Origin of the sequence: Rhizobium sp. BK399, assembly GCF_014194695.1 — a bacterium.
In the GTDB taxonomy this organism is placed as follows: domain Bacteria; phylum Pseudomonadota; class Alphaproteobacteria; order Rhizobiales; family Rhizobiaceae; genus Rhizobium.
Genome location: NZ_JACIAH010000011.1, coordinates 42,801 through 61,020, shown reverse-complemented (window position 1 = coordinate 61,020; position 18,220 = coordinate 42,801). Strand labels below are relative to the sequence as shown.

Genomic DNA, 18,220 nt, shown 5'->3' with positions numbered 1-18,220 from the left:
GATCCTCCCCCGGTGGGCGTTTTGTTTTCGGAGCACAGCCGCCTAAGCCCAACGTTTCCAGCGATCTGCGGCAGGACCATGACAATCGCTCAGGCGGAAGCTCGCGCACGACAGATATGACCACCAGGCCCGCCCTCGCAAGCAAACGGAAAAATCGTCGCTCGCGACGAGCGAACCGAGCGAACTTTGCCTGAGACCTGTTAGGCACAGGATGCCCTGCGCCCCAGCGGCCGGAAAACAGCCCCGAACCGATCGGCAGCAAGGCATTCTGCCTATTGATTGACCAGATAGTGGCCAAATCATGCAATAAGCGGTTCTAGACCTGCATCTATTGCATAGGTGCTCTGAAATCTTGTCTCTGGCGAAGTTTCGCACTGCAACATATATTTCAGTTCATCAAATAGAGGTCAGCGCCGATCGGCGGCAGCTGGCAAATCGCAAGCCCTAGGAAAGGGGACCAAAATGAACTTCACACGCTCTTTCAACAACTGGCGCAAGTATCGTCAGACCGTTACCGAACTCGGCCGCATGACCAACCGCGAATTGCACGATCTCGGCATCGATCGCTCCGACATCCAGCGCGTTGCTCGCGAGGCTTCTGCCCGCTAATACAAACGATCCGCTATCCTCCCAAGCAGATCGCTTACCCAAGACGCCCGCTGCCAATGGCAACGGGCGTTTTCTTTTGTCTGGCTACCGGCTTCCGCAATGGTTGTGGCCGGAATCGGGCTCTCAAGGGGCGGCGCCCAGATAGTAACCCTGCATCCGAAATGAGCATCGCATGCACAATTGCATAGCAGATGCCTTTTCTTTGCACTGCACAATATGACAGAGAACATCTATATGAGTGATCAACGATCAGGCGGCGATGGCGCCGCTCTCGACGGTCACTTTGAGGAAGATGAACATGAACCCGATCCGCATTGCAAAGAGCTGGATTAGCTACCGCCGCACGCTCAGCGAGCTTGGCAGCCTCTCCAACCAGACGCTCGCCGACATTGGCGTTAGCCGCTACGACATCCGCAACATCGCTTCCCGCTCGTTCCGCTAATAGCGGCGAGCGCTAAGCTTCCAAGACGGCGCTACGGCGCCGTTTTTGATTCTGGGGCCTTATTGCCCAATACAGACGCCAACCATTCGGTTGGACCCGGATCTCCGAGATCAAAGCGCAACATGCGAAATGAACATTCTGCCAGCCTGTTGATACGCGCGATATCGGTCGTCCTTTAGGGTGGACTAATATTAACCATTGTGAAAGTATCCGGCCGTTGCATAACGGAGACATGCGGAATGTGCCGATATAATCTTCGGATGGAGGACGGCCTTTGGACAGTCGTCGACGCCACGACACAGCGCCCGGCTGAACTGAACGGCGTTCCGATGGCTAGGATGACGTGGCGCGAAGCATGCGACATGGTCGATCTGCTGAATAATCTCGACCGAATAAGCTTCATGTCCAAACGCTACGAAACATCGGCCAGAGCAACGGCTTGAACTTCTGGATGTGCATCACCGCTGGCGTCCAACCCCACGTCAGCATTCCGCTCCCCGCTCAGAGGCCGAGTGCTTTTATCTTCTGAGCCACAAAATCTACGAATGCACGCGTCTTCGCCGAGACATGTCTCCCCTCCACATGAACGACGTGAATTGGCAAAGGCTCTTCCTCGTACTCCTCGATCACTGTTTTCAACCGACCGGCCGCAAGGTGTTCCGCCACCTGATAGGACAGGGTCCGTGAGAGCCCCCACCCGGTCACCGCGGCTTCGATCGATGCACCGACAGTGTTGCAATACATGCGTGGGTGAAGCTTCACGGGCGCGTGGCCCGGCGCAAAGTGCCATTCCAGCGGCGCCGACGACCCGGTATTGACGATCGTGACGTGCCGGGCAAGGTCCGCCGGCGTCGTCGGTTCGCCGTGGCGCTCGAAATAGCCGGGCGCGCCGCATACGACGCGGCGGACACTACCGACCCTGACTGCTTGCTGATCCGAGTCTTGCAGGTGTCCGATGCGGACGGCAACGTCGATGCCCTCCTCCACGAGATTGACCATCCTGTCGAAGAAGAGTGCACGCCCTGTCACGGCCGGGTGCAGACTGAGAAACTCCGTCATGATCGGGATGACATAGATCTGACCGAACAGAACCGGCGCCGTGATCGTCAGGATCCCCGATGCCGTTGCATGAGATCCGCCCGCCGAGGCTTCCGCCTCGTCAATGTCCCCGAGGATCCGCCGACAGTCATCGGCATAGCGGCTGCCGGACGGCGTCAGCTTTACGGAGCGTGTCGAGCGCACGAAGAGCCGCGCCCCGGTGGCCTCCTCGAGAGAGGCGACTGCGCGCGTGACCGCCGGGGCACTCATATGGAGCTGGCGAGCTGCCTGCGCAAAGCTCGCCGTTTCGGCGACTTTGACGAAAACTCTCATGCATTGAAGTCGATCCATCACCCACCGTTATTCCGCCAAATGAAATAGTTTCTTGTGTGTTATCGTAATTCAACACTGAGCAAGGAACAATTACTATCCGGCCTATTGCAACGTGGAGATCAGACTGATGAAGCTCTATTCGCATCCCCTTTCGGGCCATTCCCATCGCGCTCACCTCTTCCTGTCGCTTATCGGCATCGACGCCGAGGTCGTGCAAGTTGACCTTGCTGCCAGGGAGCACAAGAGCGCCAAGTTCCTGGCGCTCAATCCGTTCGGCCAGTTGCCGGTGCTCGAAGATGGCGATGTCGTTATCAGCGACTCCAATGCTATCCTCGTCTACCTCGCCAAGAAGTACGCGCCCGAAGGGTGGCTTCCGGAGGAGCCTGCAGCCGCGGCGGCGATCCAGCGGTGGCTTTCGGTTGCCGCCGGCGAGATTGCCTATGGCCCTTGTGCGGCAAGGCTCGTGACGTTGTTCGGCGCGACATTCGATAGCGGCGAAGTGATCGCGCGGGCTCATCGCATTCTGCAGTTGATCGATGACCGGCTGGTCGATCGTGAATGGATCGCCGCAAGCCGACCAACCATCGCCGATGTCGCCCTTTACAGCTATATCGCCCGCGCACCGGAAGGGAATGTCGATCGATCGGCGTATCGCAACGTGACGGCATGGCTCGAGCGGATCGAGGGCCTGCCCGGCTTTGAGCCATTCCAGAAATCGCCCGTCGGCATAGTCGAAGCGGCTTGAGGCACACCAGCCGAGAAAGGAGGCAGCCATGTCTGTCGAAATACGCGGCGCCAAGCCTTCTCCCTGGCATGCCGGGGAGGTCGCGCTTCAGGACAAGGTCGGCGTCGCCAAGCGAATGGACGAAGTGGGCCGTCGCGTGCTGCGAGATTACCTGATCGATCAGCACCGCGAATTCTATCCGCAGCTACCCTTCATCGCCCTCGGAAGCGTGGACACGGAAGGCAACCCCTGGGCGACGTTGCGCGCCAATCGGCCGGGATTCCTGCACAGCCCCGACATTCATACCCTGAGTGTCGGTCTTCAGCGCATGCCTTTCGACCCGGCCGATGAAGGGATGGAGGACGGCAACGCGGTCGCCATGCTCGGTATCGAGCTCCATACGCGCCGCCGAAACCGTCTGAACGGAACGATCCACCGTACCGGACCCAACCGCTTCGATGTGCGCGTCGGACAATCCTACGGCAACTGCCCGCAATATATACAGCTGCGCGACTTCGAGTTCGTGCGGGATCCGTTGCAGCCGGCCGAGCCACCCCCAGTCCGTTTCGACAGTCTCGGCGGCCGTCCAGCAGAGATGATTGCGAAGGCGGATACGTTTTTTGTTGCATCCTATGTCGATCGCGATGGCGAGCGGCAGATCGACATCTCGCATCGCGGCGGCAGGCCGGGGTTCGTGAGAATCGGCGAGGACGGCATTCTGACAATCCCCGACTTTGCCGGCAATCTCTTCTTCAACACGCTCGGCAACATCGTTGCCAATCCGCGGGCCGGGCTCGTCTTCGCGGATTTTGAGAGCGGCGATCTACTCCAACTCTCGGGTGAAGCTTGGGTCATACTGGAGTCACCTGAAATCGCGGCTTTCCAGGGAGCCGAACGGCTATGGTGTTTTCGTCCGAGTCAGATCGTCCACAGAGCGGGCGCGCTGCCGCTCCGCTGGCGTTCGCGTGCTGATGGCCAGTCACCCAATTCCCTGATGACCGGAAGCTGGAATGATGCCGCCGCTCGACTTCGCGCGACGGCCCTTGCCAAGGGCTGGCGGCCGTTCCGCGTTGCCCGCGTCGTTCGGGAAAGCGCAAGCGTGCGCTCATTCTATCTTGAGCCTACAGATGCGGGCGGGATCGTTCCCCATATCGCTGGGCAGCATTTGCCCATTCGCGTCAACATAGCGGGAGCTGGCTCGCCGCTGGTTCGTACTTACACGATATCCTCTGCTCCCTCCGACAGCGTGTATCGCATCAGCGTCAAGCGAGAGGGGCTAGTTTCGACGCATCTCCACGACGTTATCCGAGAAGGCGACATCATCGATGTCCGCGCGCCCGCCGGCGCGTTCACGATCGACGCCGCGGAGAGACGCCCAGCCGTCCTGTTGGCGGCGGGCATTGGCATCACACCGCTGCTCGCGATGCTTCGGCACATCGTCTACGAAGGATTGCGTACGCGGCGGATACGGCCGACCTGGCTGATCTATTCGGCTCACAACAAACAGGATCGCGCCTTTGATGCCGAGCTTCATGCCCTCGCCGCCGCGGCCGGTGGCGTCGTCAAGCTGGTCCGGCTACTCAGTGATGCGAGTGATACGGTCGGCGGCGAAGACTACGAACAGCAGGGGCGCGTTGACATGACGCTGCTGACCAGCGTGTTGCCGTTCAACGATTATGACTTCTATCTTTGCGGTCCAACAGGTTTCATGCAGTCAGTCTATGATGGCCTGCGCGGATTGAATGTTGCCGATGGACGAATCCATGCGGAAGCGTTTGGCCCCGCATCGCTCCAGCGGTCGGGGGACGAGACCACGAGGTGGTCCGCACGCACCGCCGAGGAACCGCAGCCGGTCTATTTCATGCACTCCGGAAAGGAAGCGCGCTGGGAGCCGGGATCGGGCACGTTACTGGAGCTTGCCGAAGCGCGCGGCTTGGCGCCCGAGTTCAGCTGTCGCCTCGGCAATTGCGGAAGCTGCAGGACGAAAATCCTGTCAGGTTCCGTCGCCTATATCAAGGAGCCGACCGCGGACGTCGCCGATGACGAAGCGCTGATCTGTTGCGCCGTGCCCGCGGCGAGCGACACAGGCGCCCGGCTGGAGTTGGATATATGAGGGCATCGAGCCCTCGCAATTCTTCGGTTTCCTGCGCCGGCCCAGCGTGGTAATCAGCCGCGCATGAACAAGACCTCTTCCCATTCTCCCATCCATGTGGTCGGCGGCGGGCTCGCCGGCTCAGAGGCGGCCTGGCAGATCGCAAATGCCGGCGTGCCTGTCATCCTGCACGAGATGCGCGGTGTGCGCGGCACCGACGCTCACAAGACCGACGGCCTGGCCGAGCTCGTCTGCTCCAATTCCTTCCGCTCGGACGACGCGACCAGCAATGCGGTCGGCGTCATCCATGCCGAGATGCGCATGGCGGGGTCGCTGATCATGGCATGCGCCGACAAGCACCAGGTTCCCGCCGGTGGCGCACTGGCCGTCGACCGCGATGGTTTCTCGGACGCCGTTACCAAAGCGATCCAGGACCACCCATTGATAACGGTCGTTCGTGAAGAAGTGACCGGCTTGCCGCCGAAGGAATGGGATCTTGCGATCGTTGCGACCGGTCCTCTGACGGCCCCTGCCCTCGCAAACGCCATCCAGGCCGAGACGGGTGCCAACGCGCTCGCCTTCTTCGATGCGATCGCGCCGATCGTTCATCGCGACAGCATCGACATGGATATCTGCTGGTACCAGTCGCGCTACGACAAGGTCGGCCCCGGAGGCACCGGCAAGGACTATATCAACTGCCCGATGACCGAAGAGCAATACAATGCTTTCGTCGACGCCCTGATTGCCGGTGACACTGTCGGCTTCAAGGAATGGGAAGGCACGCCCTATTTCGATGGCTGCCTTCCGATCGAGGTGATGGCCGAGCGTGGCCGCGAGACGCTTCGCCACGGCCCCATGAAGCCGATGGGCCTGACCAATGCTCACAACCCGACCGTCAAGGCCTATGCGGTCGTACAACTGCGGCAGGACAACGCGCTCGGCACGCTCTACAACATGGTCGGATTCCAGACGAAGCTGAAATACGGCGCCCAGGCTGATATCTTTCGGATGATCCCGGGACTGCAGAATGCGGAATTTGCCCGCCTCGGCGGCCTCCATCGGAATACCTACATTAATTCGCCGACACTGCTCGACCCGTCGCTCACTCTCAAGTCGCGCCGAGGACTGCGCTTCGCCGGTCAGATCACCGGATGCGAAGGCTATGTCGAAAGCGCAAGCGTCGGGTTGATGGCCGGCCGGTTCGCCGCAGCCGAGCGCAAGGGAGAGGACGTTTCACTGCCGCCCGCAACGACAGCGCTCGGCTCGCTGCTCGGCCACATCACCGGTGGCCACATCGTCAACGACGAGGAGCCTGGCAAGCGATCGTTCCAGCCGATGAACATCAATTTCGGCCTCTTTCCCGAACTCGAGCCCGGTTCGATCGTAAAACCCGAAGGCGTCAAGCGTTTCCGCGGCAAGGACAAGACCATCATGAAGCGCCAGTTGATCGCTAGGCGCGCGCTTGGCGATTGTGCGAGCTGGTTGGGCCTCGACGTCAAACTCGCGGAGAGTGCCTGATCGGCGCTGGGCAGCAGCATTCTCAAGGTTATCGTCTTTCGACGAGCCGGGCGATTTGTCTTGATGGCCAATACGTTCCACGGCGTTCCTGACCAAACGAGACTTTCACATTCCGTTAGGGCAGTTCTGAGACGAGGCGAGTTGTTCTGCATCGCCAGCTAGCATCCGGTGCAGCGGGAGGAAACGGTTGTCCCTGGCAGCCCACGCGGACCGCGAACCGAAATGCGCATGTCAGCCGATTCTGTCCGCGCGGTCGTTGAGGCGGCCGGCTTTCGCACGTGGAGGATCTCTCACCAGACCACTACGCGGCGATCCTCCACCTAGCGTGATGACGGAACGGTTGTCCTGCAGGCCTGAACCGGTGGACAGGGAACGGATCCGTATGAGCAAAAGACGCAGCAATCGCCTTGCTTCGGCGTGAGCGTTGTTCCGCAGCTTCGACAATCATAGCGACAGACGCACGCGTCAACCGGCATAGTCTCCAGCGCCCGGTGGCCGCAGATGGGACATGTCAGAATTGACCGCGGTTCCATCGTATCCCTCTTCACGCTGCCCTCAATGCGCGATTGGTCCGTCGGCCTTCTTCCAGGCGTCAATGCCGCCTTGAATATGAAAGGCCAGCGGAAGGCCGGCATCATGGGCTGCCTGCACTGCCATTGCCGATCGTTCACCAAAGGCACAATAGAAGAGCAGCCTCTTGCGGGTTGACGTTGCCAGTTCATGGAGCGTCCCACCGGCACCTATGCTTTCCTCGAGCGAAGGATAGGGAACGTGCAACGACCCGGGAATCGTGCCGTTTCGCTGTCGCTCGGCATTCTCGCGCAGATCGATCAGCGCGACATCTCCGAGACCGACGACGCCCCGCGCTTGCTGCGCCGTCAGCGCCCAGCCGTGGCGCATGACGTTGTCCTGGTTCATTCCGACCTTTATGTTGGCCGGGACAGCGACATCCATCATCTTCGGGTTTGCAAGCTTCAGATTGTTCATCAGCTCGGCATATTCTTCGGCTGACTTCACCTGCAGGCGGGGGTTGAATGCCCTTTCCTCGCCGATGGTGGAGACTGTATCTCCCTTGTAGTCATGCGCCGGGAAAACCAAGGTCGATTCGGGAAGCTTCAGAAGCCGCCCGAAGATCGACTCGTACTGAGCCCTGGGATCGCCATTCTGGAAATCAGTCCTGCCGGTACCGCGGATCAGCAGCGTGTCGCCGGTGAATACGCGGTCAGGCAGGACGAAACTGTAGGAATCGTCCGTATGGCCCGGCGTATAGATCACATCGAGGGAGAGCCCTTCGATCGTCAGCGTGTCATTGTCGGAGAGACGCATCGAGACGACATCGGCCTTTGTCTGCTCTCCCATCACGGTGATGCAATGGGTCTTGTCGCGCAGCGCGCCAAGACCGGTGATGTGGTCGGCATGGAGATGGGTATCCACGGCCTTGACCAGCTTTAGATCAAGCTCGTGGATGAGCTGGAGGTAGCGCTCGACCCTTTCCAGCACTGGATCGATGATCAGTGCCTCGCCCCCCTTCCGACTTGCCAGCAAATAGGAATAGGTGCTCGATACCGGATCGAACAGCTGCCGGAAGATCATCCCCACCTCCTTCGTGGCGACATGGTTTGCGAGCGACTATCCGTGCGGCTGCGGCACGATCCTGATATAGGGTTTTGGGGCCCGCCAACCCTGCGGATACTGCTTCTTCGCGTCCTCGTCGGAAACAGAACCGGCAATGATCACGTCCTCCCCGTTCTTCCAGTTCACCGGCGTGGCGACCTTGTGCTTTGCAGTGAGTTGCAAGGAATCGATGACCCGCAGCACCTCATCAAAATTGCGACCGGTTGTCATGGGATAGACCATAACGAGCTTGATCTTCTTGTCAGGGCCGATCACGAAAATATTGCGTACGGTCTGGTTATCGGCCGGCGTGCGCTCTGTTGGATCACCGGATACCAGCGCAGGCAGCATGTTGTAGCGCTTCGACACCGTGTAATCGACGTCGGCGATCATCGGATAGTTGGGACGATAACCCTGCGTTTCCTCGATATCCTTCATCCAACTGGCATGGCGCTCAAGCGGATCGACGGATAGGCCGATGATCTTCACGCCGCGCCTGTCGAATTCAGGCTTGATCCGGGCCATATAGCCGAGTTCGGTCGTGCATACGGGCGTAAAGTCCTTCGGATGCGAAAACAGCACCGCCCAGGAATTGCCCATCCATTCGTGAAAACTGATCTTGCCTTCGGTTGTCTGGGCTTCGAAATCCGGAGCGGTATCATTGATTGCAAGCATCACGCACCTCCCATAGCGCTTTTGAATACAAACTCAAACTTTACCGGATGAGCCTAAATCTTGCGCCTATTTCAGGCCGTAGGCAACGGCAAAACGGCCGCAGCAACGCCTCGCGCGAGGCGCCGCAGCATCCACGGAAATAGCAGCGCCAGCTTCCTTAGTGGCGGTCTGCGATTGTGGAGTTATGGGGCGGCAGGGCCTTGTCCGGCTCCGCCACATAGTTGCCAAGGAGCCAGAGAGAGACCTCCGACGCTTCCCTGGCGGACGCGAATTCGAACGTACCGCTCTGATGCGGCGCGTCAAGGAACTCAATGCTGAGACCTCTGCCGGTTTCCGAGCTTAGAACGCGCACCCTGCCCGGTTCAATGACGTGGCATGAATAGTGCCTCTGCATGCTGCGCATGTAGCCAGCCTTGTTGTCATGCAGGCGCACGAACACTGCCTGCCCGTTGGCGGTCGCCTGCAGCTGGCGGATTGCTTCATTCGGGAAAGCGCGGTTGAATTCGATGATGGCGAGCCCGGTATCGTGAAGGCCATCTTCCTTGTTCTGCGCGGCCATCCGCGTCGAGATGAAGGCGATGAAGATGACGATCGCGAAAATAACGGCCCAGACGATTATGCTCACGTCCCTCTCCGATCAAAAACGGCAATGGCGTCGTTATAACACACGAGCCTTGCGCGAGTTTAAACAGGATCAGATTTTCTTGCGCATCATCGCAAGCAGCATGCGTGTCTGGCGCCGCAACTGCGACTGTTGAAGCTGACGTTCGAACAGTCCTGCGCCGGCCTTCTGAGCTGTGATGAGGACCGGCTCTGCCAGAGCAGCTGGCAGGAAGGCCGGAAACACGTTCGGAGCTATTGCGACGCTTCTCGCCTTCGCGAGATGGTCGCGGCCGAGCCCCGCAAAGGCTTCGATCGCTGCGGAGATCCGTGCCCTATCTTCACCGGCGAGAAATGTTTCGCGGTCAAGTCCTGTCGCTGACAGGATTTCAAGCGGAACGTAGAGTTGCCCGCGGTGGCGATGCAACGGCATCAGAAGCAGAAGACCGGCGATCGCTTGGGCAACGCCTGCGTGTCCGGCGGCTTCTGCGGAAGCGGCAGCCTCGGTCGGTGCAAGTACCAAGCTAGCCAGTTGAATGAGAGCCGATGCCGTTTCGCCGGCATATCCCTCGAGCGAGACGCGCGTCTCCATCGGATCGTCGTAGAGATCGAAGATACGAGCATCGACCATGTTCACGAGCGTCTGTTTCGGCAGGCGGTGGTCATCCACGGCAGTCAATAGGGCTGAGGCAATCGGATTTGCCTGGGTGGACCCGTGGGCGTTGCCTTCCAACAGGTCCCGCCAGTACTGCATGCGCACTTCACCGGGAAGCGGCTCGTGCACCAGATCGCGAATACGCGCAAGCTCGGCATTGAAGGCGTAGAGCGCTGCGAGAGCGCCGCGCTTCTCCTGCGGCGACAGCAGGCAGGCAAGGTAGCGGTCGCGGTCATTGTCGCGGAGCGTCGCCAGGCAAAGATCCTGGTTCGTCAAAGACTGATCGGCCATTGTCAGACCGCTATCAATGCCGCGGCAACCGCGCGGGATTCCATCAGCATGATGTTGAAGGTCCGAACTGCGGCACCGGTATTCATGGGATCCGATGAAATACCCGCGGCCTTCAACGCCGCCTTCAGATCGGCCGGAATCGGGCGCATATCATCTCCGGTGCCGATCAACAGTACCTCGATCTCGGCAGCCTCGTCGATCACCTTTTGAAAATTCTCGATCGACAGTGGCTTCGACGCATCCATGTCCCAGCCATAAATGCCGGATGGCAGGCACAGGATGGACCCGCGGTGGGACATATCGGCGAAACGGAAGCCGCCATTGCCGTAAGTGTCGATGGGCGCACGTCCTGGAAAATGCGCCTCGCGGATTTCTATGCCTCTTGCCATATTCTCACACTGCCGGATTGCCGGGGTTTGTCTCCGGCTCGGCCACTTTCTCATGTTGGTCGCTATCGATCGCGTCCGGGCGGAGCTTGAACGCGATCAGCACGGGCGCGGCTATGTAAATGGAGGAAAAGGTGCCGATGGCAACGCCGAATAGCATTACAAAGGCGAAGGGGCGGATCACCTCACCGCCGAAAAGGCAGAGCGCTAGCAGCGCGAGCAATGTTGTCGCCGCCGTCAGAACCGTGCGCGACAGGGTCTGATTGATGGAAGCGTCAATCAGGATCGGCATGGGCATCTTGCGATAGCGTTTCAGGTTCTCGCGCATTCGGTCGTAGACCACGACCGTATCGTTGAGCGAATAGCCAACGATCGTCAGGATAGCCGCAACGCTTGTCAGATTGAATTCCATACCGGTCAACACGAAGAGGCCAAGCGTCAGGATGATATCGTGGAGCGTCGCGATGATCGCACCGACCGCGAACTGCCATTCGAAGCGGAGCCAGATGTAAAACAAAATGACGGCAAGCGAACCAAGGAGGCCGAATGTCGCGGCCCTGGTCAGCTCTCCGGACACGGCAGGGCCGACGACCTCGACCCGACGGATTTCGTAGTCGTCCGCCAACTCATCGCGTAGCAACGTCATCGCCGACTGTTCGGCATTCTCGCCACCGCCCTGCGACTGAATACGAACCAGCGCTGTCGATGCGTCGGATAGGCGGCGTGCCTCGATGTCCCCAATGTTCAGGTCACCGAGACGGGCGCGAATATCATCCGGATCGGCATTTCCTTGCTTCGCCTTGACCTCCACCAACGACCCGCCGGCAAAATCCACCCCAAGATTTGCGCCAAGCGTTGCAAAGCCGATCATGGCCAGGATCGAAAGTGCCGCCGACACCGTGAACGTGTAGCGCCGTATGCCCATGAACCGGATCTTGGCATGATCGAAGATGCCCGTCTGCACATCCCTGGGCAGGTGCCTCGGATGCTTGCGGTGAAGCCAGGTAACGACGATCCAGCGCGTCAGCGTGAAGGTGGTAAAGACAGTCGTCAGAATCCCCGCCGCGAGCGTTACCGCAAAACCGCGAACGGTATCGCTGCCGAGGTAGTAGAGAATGACTGCCGCAATGACGATCGTGACATTGGCGTCAAGGATCGTCAGGAATGCACGCGAAAACCCGTTATCGATCGCGTCCGCGAAGGAATGGCCTGCTTTCGCCTCTTCCCTGATGCGCTCGTAGACGAGCACATTGGCATCGACCGCCATGCCTATGATCAAGACAATGCCTGCGAGGCCGGGCAGCGTCAGTGTTGCGCCGATCACGCTTAACACGGCGAGAATCAGGAGGAGATTCAGGACCAGCGAAATACCGGCGATGATGCCCAGCTTGCGATAGAAGGCAAACATCAAACCGGTAACAAGGATTGCGGCGACAAAGCCAGCCACCAGACCGGCGCGCTTCGATTCCGCGCCGAGGGCCGGGCTGACGGTGCGCTCTTCCACGGTCGTCAATGTCGCCGGCAGGGCGCCACTTCGCAACATCAGCGCAAGATCGCGAGCTCCATCCTCGCTGAAACTGACAGGAACCCGTCCGGTCCCATCCAGGATTGGTGCATTGATCAGCGGCGCCGCCATGACCTGATCATCGAAGAGTATGGCAAGGTGCCGGCCAATGTTCTGGCGCGTCTTCTGTGCGAGCTGCTCGGTCCCTTCAGCATCCAGCTTGTAGGTGATCGCGACCGCATCCGCTTGCGCATCGGCAACCGCTTGGACATCCGCCAGATTCTTGCCCGTGACGAAATCCGTTCGATCGACGAGGTACGGAACGGGCGGATCGTCAAGCGAGTAGAGCACCTCCGATGTCGCCGGCCAGCGACCGGCAAGAGCTTGCTGCCCGGACATAGTTTCATCGATCAGCCGAACTGAAAGCTGGGCAGGCTCATTCAAAATGTTCTTCAGCCGCTCCACGTCGATGGAGCCGAGGGCCTTGACGTCGATACGGTCGTTACCATCGGCGCGAACGGAAAAATCCGTTATCCCAAGGCCGGCGATGCGCCGCTCTACGACCGCCAGGGACTGCGCCTGAGCGGCTACGGTGCCCTCGTCGATGTTGTTGTCGGAAATTCGCAACGAAAGTTGTCCGTCGTTGCCCTTCTGCAGGGATACATTCTGGACAGAGCCTCCGAACCAGCCACTTTTTGTCGCCACTGTCAGCGGGTCTAACGCGTGGACGGCAGCATCCACTTGGCTCACATCGGTAATCTTGACGGTGATATCCTGGTCTGTGCCAGTCAGGCCGGTGTAGCGAATGTTGGCTTCGCGCAACTTGCCGCGAACATCCGCTACCGTGCGCTCCAGCCGATCCTTCACGATATCGGCGCGTTCAATCTGGAGAAGCAGATGGGAGCCGCCCTGGACATCAGGGCCGAGGACAACGCGGCTACCGGCCAGCCATGCAGGCAGCGTAGAGCGCTGCGCGTTCGATAACAGATTTGGGGCCGCGATTACCGCGGCCACCGCTACCAGAACCAGGATCAGAACGGCCTTCAGGCGGGAAAAACGATGCATTTTCTCTCGACTATTTCCGACCCGGCCCAATCCGGTTCACAGCTGGATTTGCAATATTATGCAGCGTCCGCCTTGACCGGCTCGCCCTTTACGCGAACTTCCGTAATGCCGGTGCGGACGACGCGAACGCGAACGCCGTCCGCAATTTCCACTTCGAGCTCCTTGTCGTCAACAACCTTGGTAACCTTGCCAACGAGACCGCCACCGGTGACAACCTGATCGCCGCGACGGATCGCCTTCAGCGTTTCTTCACGCTTCTTGGCCTGCGCGCGCTGCGGACGGATCAGCAGGAAGTACCAGACGACCATCAGCGGCACGAAAAGGATGATCATTTCAAGGCCAGAGCCGAACGGCGACGCCGCGGTGTCGGTGGCAGCCTGGGCAAATGCCGGGGTGATGAACATGCTAAACTCCTCAAAACTTTCCGGTGGCGGAACTCCGCCTTTTCTCGGGTGGCCGGACTATAATTATGGTCTTTGCGAATGCAACAGAAAGAGCCGGAAACCGTACCGATTCCGCTGCCTCATAACCTTTCCGCTCTCAAAAGGCCATGCTACGCCGCAGGCAAAAGACACAGCACGCTGGTCGCAACCAGAATTCAGGAGGAAGGCCCATGGCCGAAGACGTCAACAACGCCATTCTGGCAGAGCTGCGCCGGCTGGCGGACGCCATCGACCGGTTGGCTGGTCCGGCGCCGGCGATCAACGACTGGAGCGCGGCAGACTGCTTCGTCTGGTCCCCTGCCCGCCAGCACCTCCAACCGATTGCTCGCCCGAATCGCGTGGCCCTGAAGCTGATCCGCGGCGTCGACCGCGTGCGGGACATCCTGCACGAGAATACGGTGCGCTTTGCCGAAGGCTATGCGGCAAACAATGTTCTCCTTTGGGGTGCGCGCGGTATGGGCAAGTCCTCGCTCGTCAAGGCTGTTCACGAAGACGTGCGACGCGAGAGTGGAGTATCGCTGAAGCTGGTGGAAGTGCATCGCGAAGACATTGCGAGCCTCCCCACACTGCTCGATCTTCTCAAGGACACGCCGCACCGTGTCATCGTCTTCTGCGACGATCTCTCGTTCGATCACGATGATACGGCATACAAATCGCTCAAGGCAGCCCTTGACGGCGGCGTGGAAGGTCGACCGGACAACGTCCTCTTCTATGCGACCTCGAACCGCCGCCACCTGCTCCCGCGTCACATGATGGAGAACGAGCAGTCAACGGCGATCAATCCCTCCGAAGCGGTTGAGGAAAAGGTTTCGCTATCGGACCGGTTTGGCCTTTGGCTTGGCTTCCACAAATGCAGCCAGGACGACTATCTGACGATGATCGACGGCTATGCTGACCATTTCAAGCTGCCGGTCGATCGCGAGAAAATGCATGCGGAGGCGCTGGAATGGGCGACGACCCGTGGTGCGCGTTCCGGCCGCGTCGCCTGGCAGTACATTCAGGATCTCGCCGGCCGGATGCGTATCGCGCTCGACCGCGCCCAATGACAAAAGCCCGGCTTTGAGGCCGGGCTTTTGAGCACCCTCGGACGCAATACCTATTCGAGGAAAGTAATCGGGTTGACCGGAGTCGCATCCTTGCGGACTTCGAAGTGGACCTGCGGCTGCTTGACGCTGCCGCTCATCCCGGAGACGGCAACCGTCTGGCCGCGCTGGATCTTCTGGCCGCGGGTGACGCTCAGGGTATCGGCATTGCCGTAGACAGTGACCGTCCCGTCGTCGTGGCGGACGAGAACCGTGTTGCCGAGTTCCTTCAGGCCGTTGCCTGCATAGATCACCACGCCGTTTTCGGCGGCCTTGATCGGCGTACCCTGCGGCACGGAAATGTCGATACCATCGTTGCGGCTGCCGTTGACGTTGGCGCCGTAGGCCGCAATGACGGCTCCACGGACCGGCCAGCGATATTTGCCGATGCCGGTTGCCTCAGGTGCTGCGGACGCCACTTCCTTCTTGGCCGCCTCGTCCACCGTCTCGGTGGCAACAGGAGCCTTGTAGGTTGCCGGCTGTGCAACCGCAGTCGACGTTGCGGAGGCGGGCTCCGCGACCGGCTTCGGCTCTGCCTTCGCCGGAATGGAAGCCGTCTTCATGCCATCCCGCGAAGCGCCCGGCAGATTGAGCTCCTGGCCGATGCGGATCGAACCGGCCGACAGATTATTGGCAGCCTTCAGATCGTCGATGCTGGTGCCCGTCGCCTTGGCGATCTTGGCAAGCGAGTCGCCCGGCTTGACGACGTAAGTGCCGCCGGCGCCCTTCGGCCCTTTGCCTGCACCGGCCGAAAGCTTGCCGGACGAATCCGCATTTGCGATCGACTTGTCGCGGGCGGAGTTCGCGCCCGGCACGACCGCAACGTTCTGTTCCTGCTGTTTACCAGGCTGCGGCAGGTGGCCACCCTTGGAGAGATCTGCCGTCTGGGCAGATGCCTTGGCGGCATTGCCACCGTTGAGGGTCGGGATCAGGATGATCTGACCGGGCTTGGCGGCAGCGGCAGTCTTGAAGCCGTTGACCCTGAGGATTTCCTTTTCCGGCACACCATAGCGATTGGCGAGCGTCGTAATGCTTTCACCCGGGCGAAGGGTAACGGACGGCGCGTTGTTTGCTGACCAGCCGGAAACCTTGGGTGTCGTGCCGGTAACGATCGAGTCGGTTGCCGCCTTTGGCGGAACGAGAATTGGCGCCGACTTCTTCGGAGCCGCGGCAGCGGGAAACGGTTGAGCGAGTGCGACCTGCTTTTCCCTGGACGGCGCGGCCGGCGCTACTGCGGACGGCGCAGCAAGCTCCGAACGCTGAACTGAGACGGGTGCAGAGGCCATCCGGGCGCTGGAGGCGCCGTAAGCTGGCTGGGCCGGATAAGGCTGGTTCATCGCTTGGTTGTTCGCAGCATAGCCACCCTGGGCAAGATCTGCCTGTGGAACAGGATCGGCTTGTAGGCCACTCATGTTTCTGCGCGGAATGGAATTGGTCGTCATCTGATCCTGACCGGACGACGAGAAAAGACCACCGAAACGTGTCACATCGGAACTGCAACCCGCTACTGTACTCGCCAGCAAAGCCGCTATCAGGACATTACCGGCAGACTTGCCTACTCTTGGCGAAAGACTGAAACGCATGACTCGACCCACTGATGAACGCAACCATTTGTGGGTTTATTAAAGCGCGTTAGTATTACCACGCGGTTAAGGTGCCGAAATTCGCGAGATTTTTTTGAGAGATTGCTAACCATAGCAACACCAACAGGCGGATCGCCTCAAAGTTGCGAAGCCAGCCGCGGCACGATCGGGAGATAAGGCGTGTCGAACAGTTCTTCGCGCTCGAAGCGGCTGCCCGTTTTTGTAAGCCGCACCAGGCGACACTCATTCTCGGAAATCATCAAAGGGGCGATCATCGAACCGCCGGAAACAAGCTGGTCGGTGTAGAACCGCGGCATCGCGTTGAACGCAGCGGTGACCAGAATCCGGTCGAACGTCCCCTCACCTTGCAGGCCAGCGCTGCCATCGGCCTGGCGAATAATGACATTCCGGAGCCCAAGCGAATCGAGACGGCGCTGCGCGTTTGTCGTCAACGTCTTGTAGCGGTCGATCGTCAGCACGCGTTCGGCCATGCGCGCCATGACGGCGGACATGAAGCCGCTGCCCGTGCCGACCTCTAGGACACGTTGCCCCGGCTTGATTTTCAAGTGATGCAGAACCCTGACCGCGAAATCCACGCCTTCAATAAAGGAGCCGCATTCGATCGGTATCGTGCGGCTGGAATAGGCCTGCTCGGCAAACTGGGGCGGCACGAACAATGACCGCGGCGTCTGCTCCACCGCCGTCAGCAGGTCCAGATCGGATACACCCTCGGCTCGCAGCCTCAACACAAGCGCCGCAAAGCCTTCCTTCTCCACCAACCGTGCAGTCAAAGCGATCTACTCCGTACCCGAAAGCGCCCGCGCCACGCGGTCCTGTACGGAATAATCAGTCAAATCCAGTTTCAAAGGAGTTACCGAAATCTTGCGATGCTTCAAAGCGTGAATATCCGTGCCTGCGGTGAAGGCGCCGGCACGCTCGCCGAACCTGAGCCAGTAGTATGGAAAGCCGCGTCCATCCGCCCGTTCATCGACCTGCAAATTGAAGGCGAGCTTACCTTGTGCCGTCACTTCGACACCCTCGACTTCCTCGAGCCTGCAATTCGGAAAGTTCAGGTTCAGGAACGTCCCAACGGGCAATTCGAGCGTCATCAGTTTATCGAGGAGCACCGGGGCGTGTGCCTCACAGACCTCCCAGGGGACTGTCCTTGCGCCGTCTTGGTGCAGGTAGGCCTGGCTCAATGCAACAGAGCGGACACCCTGCAGCGTGCCTTCAATGGCGCCGGCGACGGTGCCCGAATAGGTGATATCGTCGGCGACGTTCGAGCCAGAATTGACGCCTGAAAGCACCAGATCCGGCTTAATGTCCATGACCTGCTTGATGCCCATGATGACGCAATCGGTAGGCGTTCCGCGCAGCGCGAAATGCCTGTCGGAAATCTTGCGAAGCCGCAACGGCTCGGAAAGGCTCAGCGAATGAGCGAGGCCGCTCTGATCCGTCTCCGGCGCGACAATCCAGACGTCGTCGGAGAGTGTCCGTGCAATCCGCTCCAGCGCCGCGAGGCCTTCTGCGTGAATGCCGTCGTCGTTGGTGAGCAGAATGCGCATT

Annotated in this window: 18 protein-coding genes; 6 read left to right on the top strand and 12 right to left on the bottom strand. The window is 59.9% G+C overall.

Features of this window, described 5'->3' with window-relative positions; translation table 11 throughout:
* Positions 1 to 462: 462 nt before the first annotated feature.
* Positions 463 to 609 carry a DUF1127 domain-containing protein gene (locus FHT97_RS21145; RefSeq protein WP_016553779.1) on the top strand — a complete coding sequence of 49 codons (147 nt, stop codon included), beginning with the start codon at positions 463 to 465 and terminating at the stop codon, positions 607 to 609.
* Positions 610 to 907: 298 nt separating this feature from the next.
* Positions 908 to 1,051 carry a DUF1127 domain-containing protein gene (locus tag FHT97_RS21140; RefSeq protein ID WP_183757029.1) on the top strand — a complete coding sequence of 48 codons (144 nt, stop codon included), beginning with the start codon at positions 908 to 910 and terminating at the stop codon, positions 1,049 to 1,051.
* A gap of 501 nt (positions 1,052 to 1,552) precedes the next feature.
* On the opposite strand, the gene FHT97_RS21135 is transcribed toward FHT97_RS21140, so the two are convergent.
* Positions 1,553 to 2,422, bottom strand: a complete 870-nt coding sequence (locus FHT97_RS21135) for a LysR family transcriptional regulator (protein ID WP_183864152.1) — start codon at positions 2,420 to 2,422, stop codon at positions 1,553 to 1,555.
* Between the two features lie 127 nt (positions 2,423 to 2,549).
* Between FHT97_RS21135 and FHT97_RS21130 the strand changes: the two genes are divergently transcribed.
* The 3 genes from FHT97_RS21130 to trmFO all read left to right on the top strand — a co-directional run bounded on the left by FHT97_RS21130 (position 2,550) and on the right by trmFO (position 6,756).
* Positions 2,550 to 3,167, top strand: a complete 618-nt coding sequence (locus FHT97_RS21130; RefSeq protein WP_183864151.1) for a glutathione S-transferase — start codon at positions 2,550 to 2,552, stop codon at positions 3,165 to 3,167.
* A gap of 28 nt (positions 3,168 to 3,195) precedes the next feature.
* Positions 3,196 to 5,259, top strand: coding sequence for a pyridoxamine 5'-phosphate oxidase family protein (locus FHT97_RS21125; protein ID WP_183864150.1), 2,064 nt, complete (start codon positions 3,196 to 3,198; stop codon positions 5,257 to 5,259).
* A 63-nt stretch (positions 5,260 to 5,322) separates the two neighbouring features.
* Positions 5,323 to 6,756: a methylenetetrahydrofolate--tRNA-(uracil(54)-C(5))-methyltransferase (FADH(2)-oxidizing) TrmFO gene (trmFO, locus tag FHT97_RS21120; protein WP_183864149.1), complete on the top strand. Its 1,434-nt coding sequence runs from the start codon at positions 5,323 to 5,325 to the stop codon at positions 6,754 to 6,756.
* 320 nt (positions 6,757 to 7,076) lie between these two features.
* Here the strand turns inward: trmFO and FHT97_RS30980 are convergent, their stop codons facing one another.
* From FHT97_RS30980 to yajC, 8 genes are all read right to left on the bottom strand, one after another.
* Complete coding sequence (locus FHT97_RS30980; protein WP_246712711.1) at positions 7,077 to 7,289, bottom strand: GDCCVxC domain-containing (seleno)protein; 213 nt, start codon at positions 7,287 to 7,289, stop codon at positions 7,077 to 7,079.
* A gap of 22 nt (positions 7,290 to 7,311) precedes the next feature.
* Positions 7,312 to 8,349, bottom strand: a complete 1,038-nt coding sequence (locus FHT97_RS21115) for an MBL fold metallo-hydrolase (protein ID WP_183864148.1) — start codon at positions 8,347 to 8,349, stop codon at positions 7,312 to 7,314.
* Positions 8,350 to 8,385: 36 nt separating this feature from the next.
* Entirely contained in the window at positions 8,386 to 9,045 is a 660-nt protein-coding gene (locus tag FHT97_RS21110; RefSeq protein WP_114712573.1) for a peroxiredoxin, read from the bottom strand.
* Positions 9,046 to 9,202: 157 nt separating this feature from the next.
* A complete protein-coding gene (locus tag FHT97_RS21105; protein WP_183864147.1) occupies positions 9,203 to 9,670 on the bottom strand; it encodes a hypothetical protein in 468 nt (155 codons plus the stop codon).
* 69 nt (positions 9,671 to 9,739) lie between these two features.
* On the bottom strand, positions 9,740 to 10,591 hold the full coding sequence (locus FHT97_RS21100) for a phytoene/squalene synthase family protein (protein WP_183864146.1): 852 nt from the start codon (positions 10,589 to 10,591) through the stop codon (positions 9,740 to 9,742).
* A 2-nt stretch (positions 10,592 to 10,593) separates the two neighbouring features.
* The gene (locus FHT97_RS21095) at positions 10,594 to 10,980 is read right to left on the bottom strand and encodes an Mth938-like domain-containing protein (protein WP_183756983.1); all 387 of its coding nucleotides are present in this window, start codon (positions 10,978 to 10,980) and stop codon (positions 10,594 to 10,596) included.
* Positions 10,981 to 10,984: 4 nt separating this feature from the next.
* The gene (secDF, locus tag FHT97_RS21090) at positions 10,985 to 13,546 is read right to left on the bottom strand and encodes a protein translocase subunit SecDF (protein WP_183864145.1); all 2,562 of its coding nucleotides are present in this window, start codon (positions 13,544 to 13,546) and stop codon (positions 10,985 to 10,987) included.
* A 56-nt stretch (positions 13,547 to 13,602) separates the two neighbouring features.
* Positions 13,603 to 13,950: a preprotein translocase subunit YajC gene (yajC, locus tag FHT97_RS21085; protein WP_114712569.1), complete on the bottom strand. Its 348-nt coding sequence runs from the start codon at positions 13,948 to 13,950 to the stop codon at positions 13,603 to 13,605.
* A gap of 209 nt (positions 13,951 to 14,159) precedes the next feature.
* Between yajC and FHT97_RS21080 the strand changes: the two genes are divergently transcribed.
* Positions 14,160 to 15,035 (top strand): ATP-binding protein, encoded by an 876-nt coding sequence (locus FHT97_RS21080; protein WP_183864144.1) that lies wholly within the window; start codon positions 14,160 to 14,162, stop codon positions 15,033 to 15,035.
* A 50-nt stretch (positions 15,036 to 15,085) separates the two neighbouring features.
* On the opposite strand, the gene FHT97_RS21075 is transcribed toward FHT97_RS21080, so the two are convergent.
* The 3 genes from FHT97_RS21075 to surE form a co-directional block, all read right to left on the bottom strand.
* Complete coding sequence (locus tag FHT97_RS21075) at positions 15,086 to 16,654, bottom strand: peptidoglycan DD-metalloendopeptidase family protein (RefSeq protein WP_183864143.1); 1,569 nt, start codon at positions 16,652 to 16,654, stop codon at positions 15,086 to 15,088.
* A gap of 137 nt (positions 16,655 to 16,791) precedes the next feature.
* Complete coding sequence (locus FHT97_RS21070; RefSeq protein WP_183864142.1) at positions 16,792 to 17,445, bottom strand: protein-L-isoaspartate(D-aspartate) O-methyltransferase; 654 nt, start codon at positions 17,443 to 17,445, stop codon at positions 16,792 to 16,794.
* 6 nt (positions 17,446 to 17,451) lie between these two features.
* The gene (gene surE / locus FHT97_RS21065) at positions 17,452 to 18,219 is read right to left on the bottom strand and encodes a 5'/3'-nucleotidase SurE (protein ID WP_183864141.1); all 768 of its coding nucleotides are present in this window, start codon (positions 18,217 to 18,219) and stop codon (positions 17,452 to 17,454) included.
* Position 18,220: the final 1 nt, after the last annotated feature.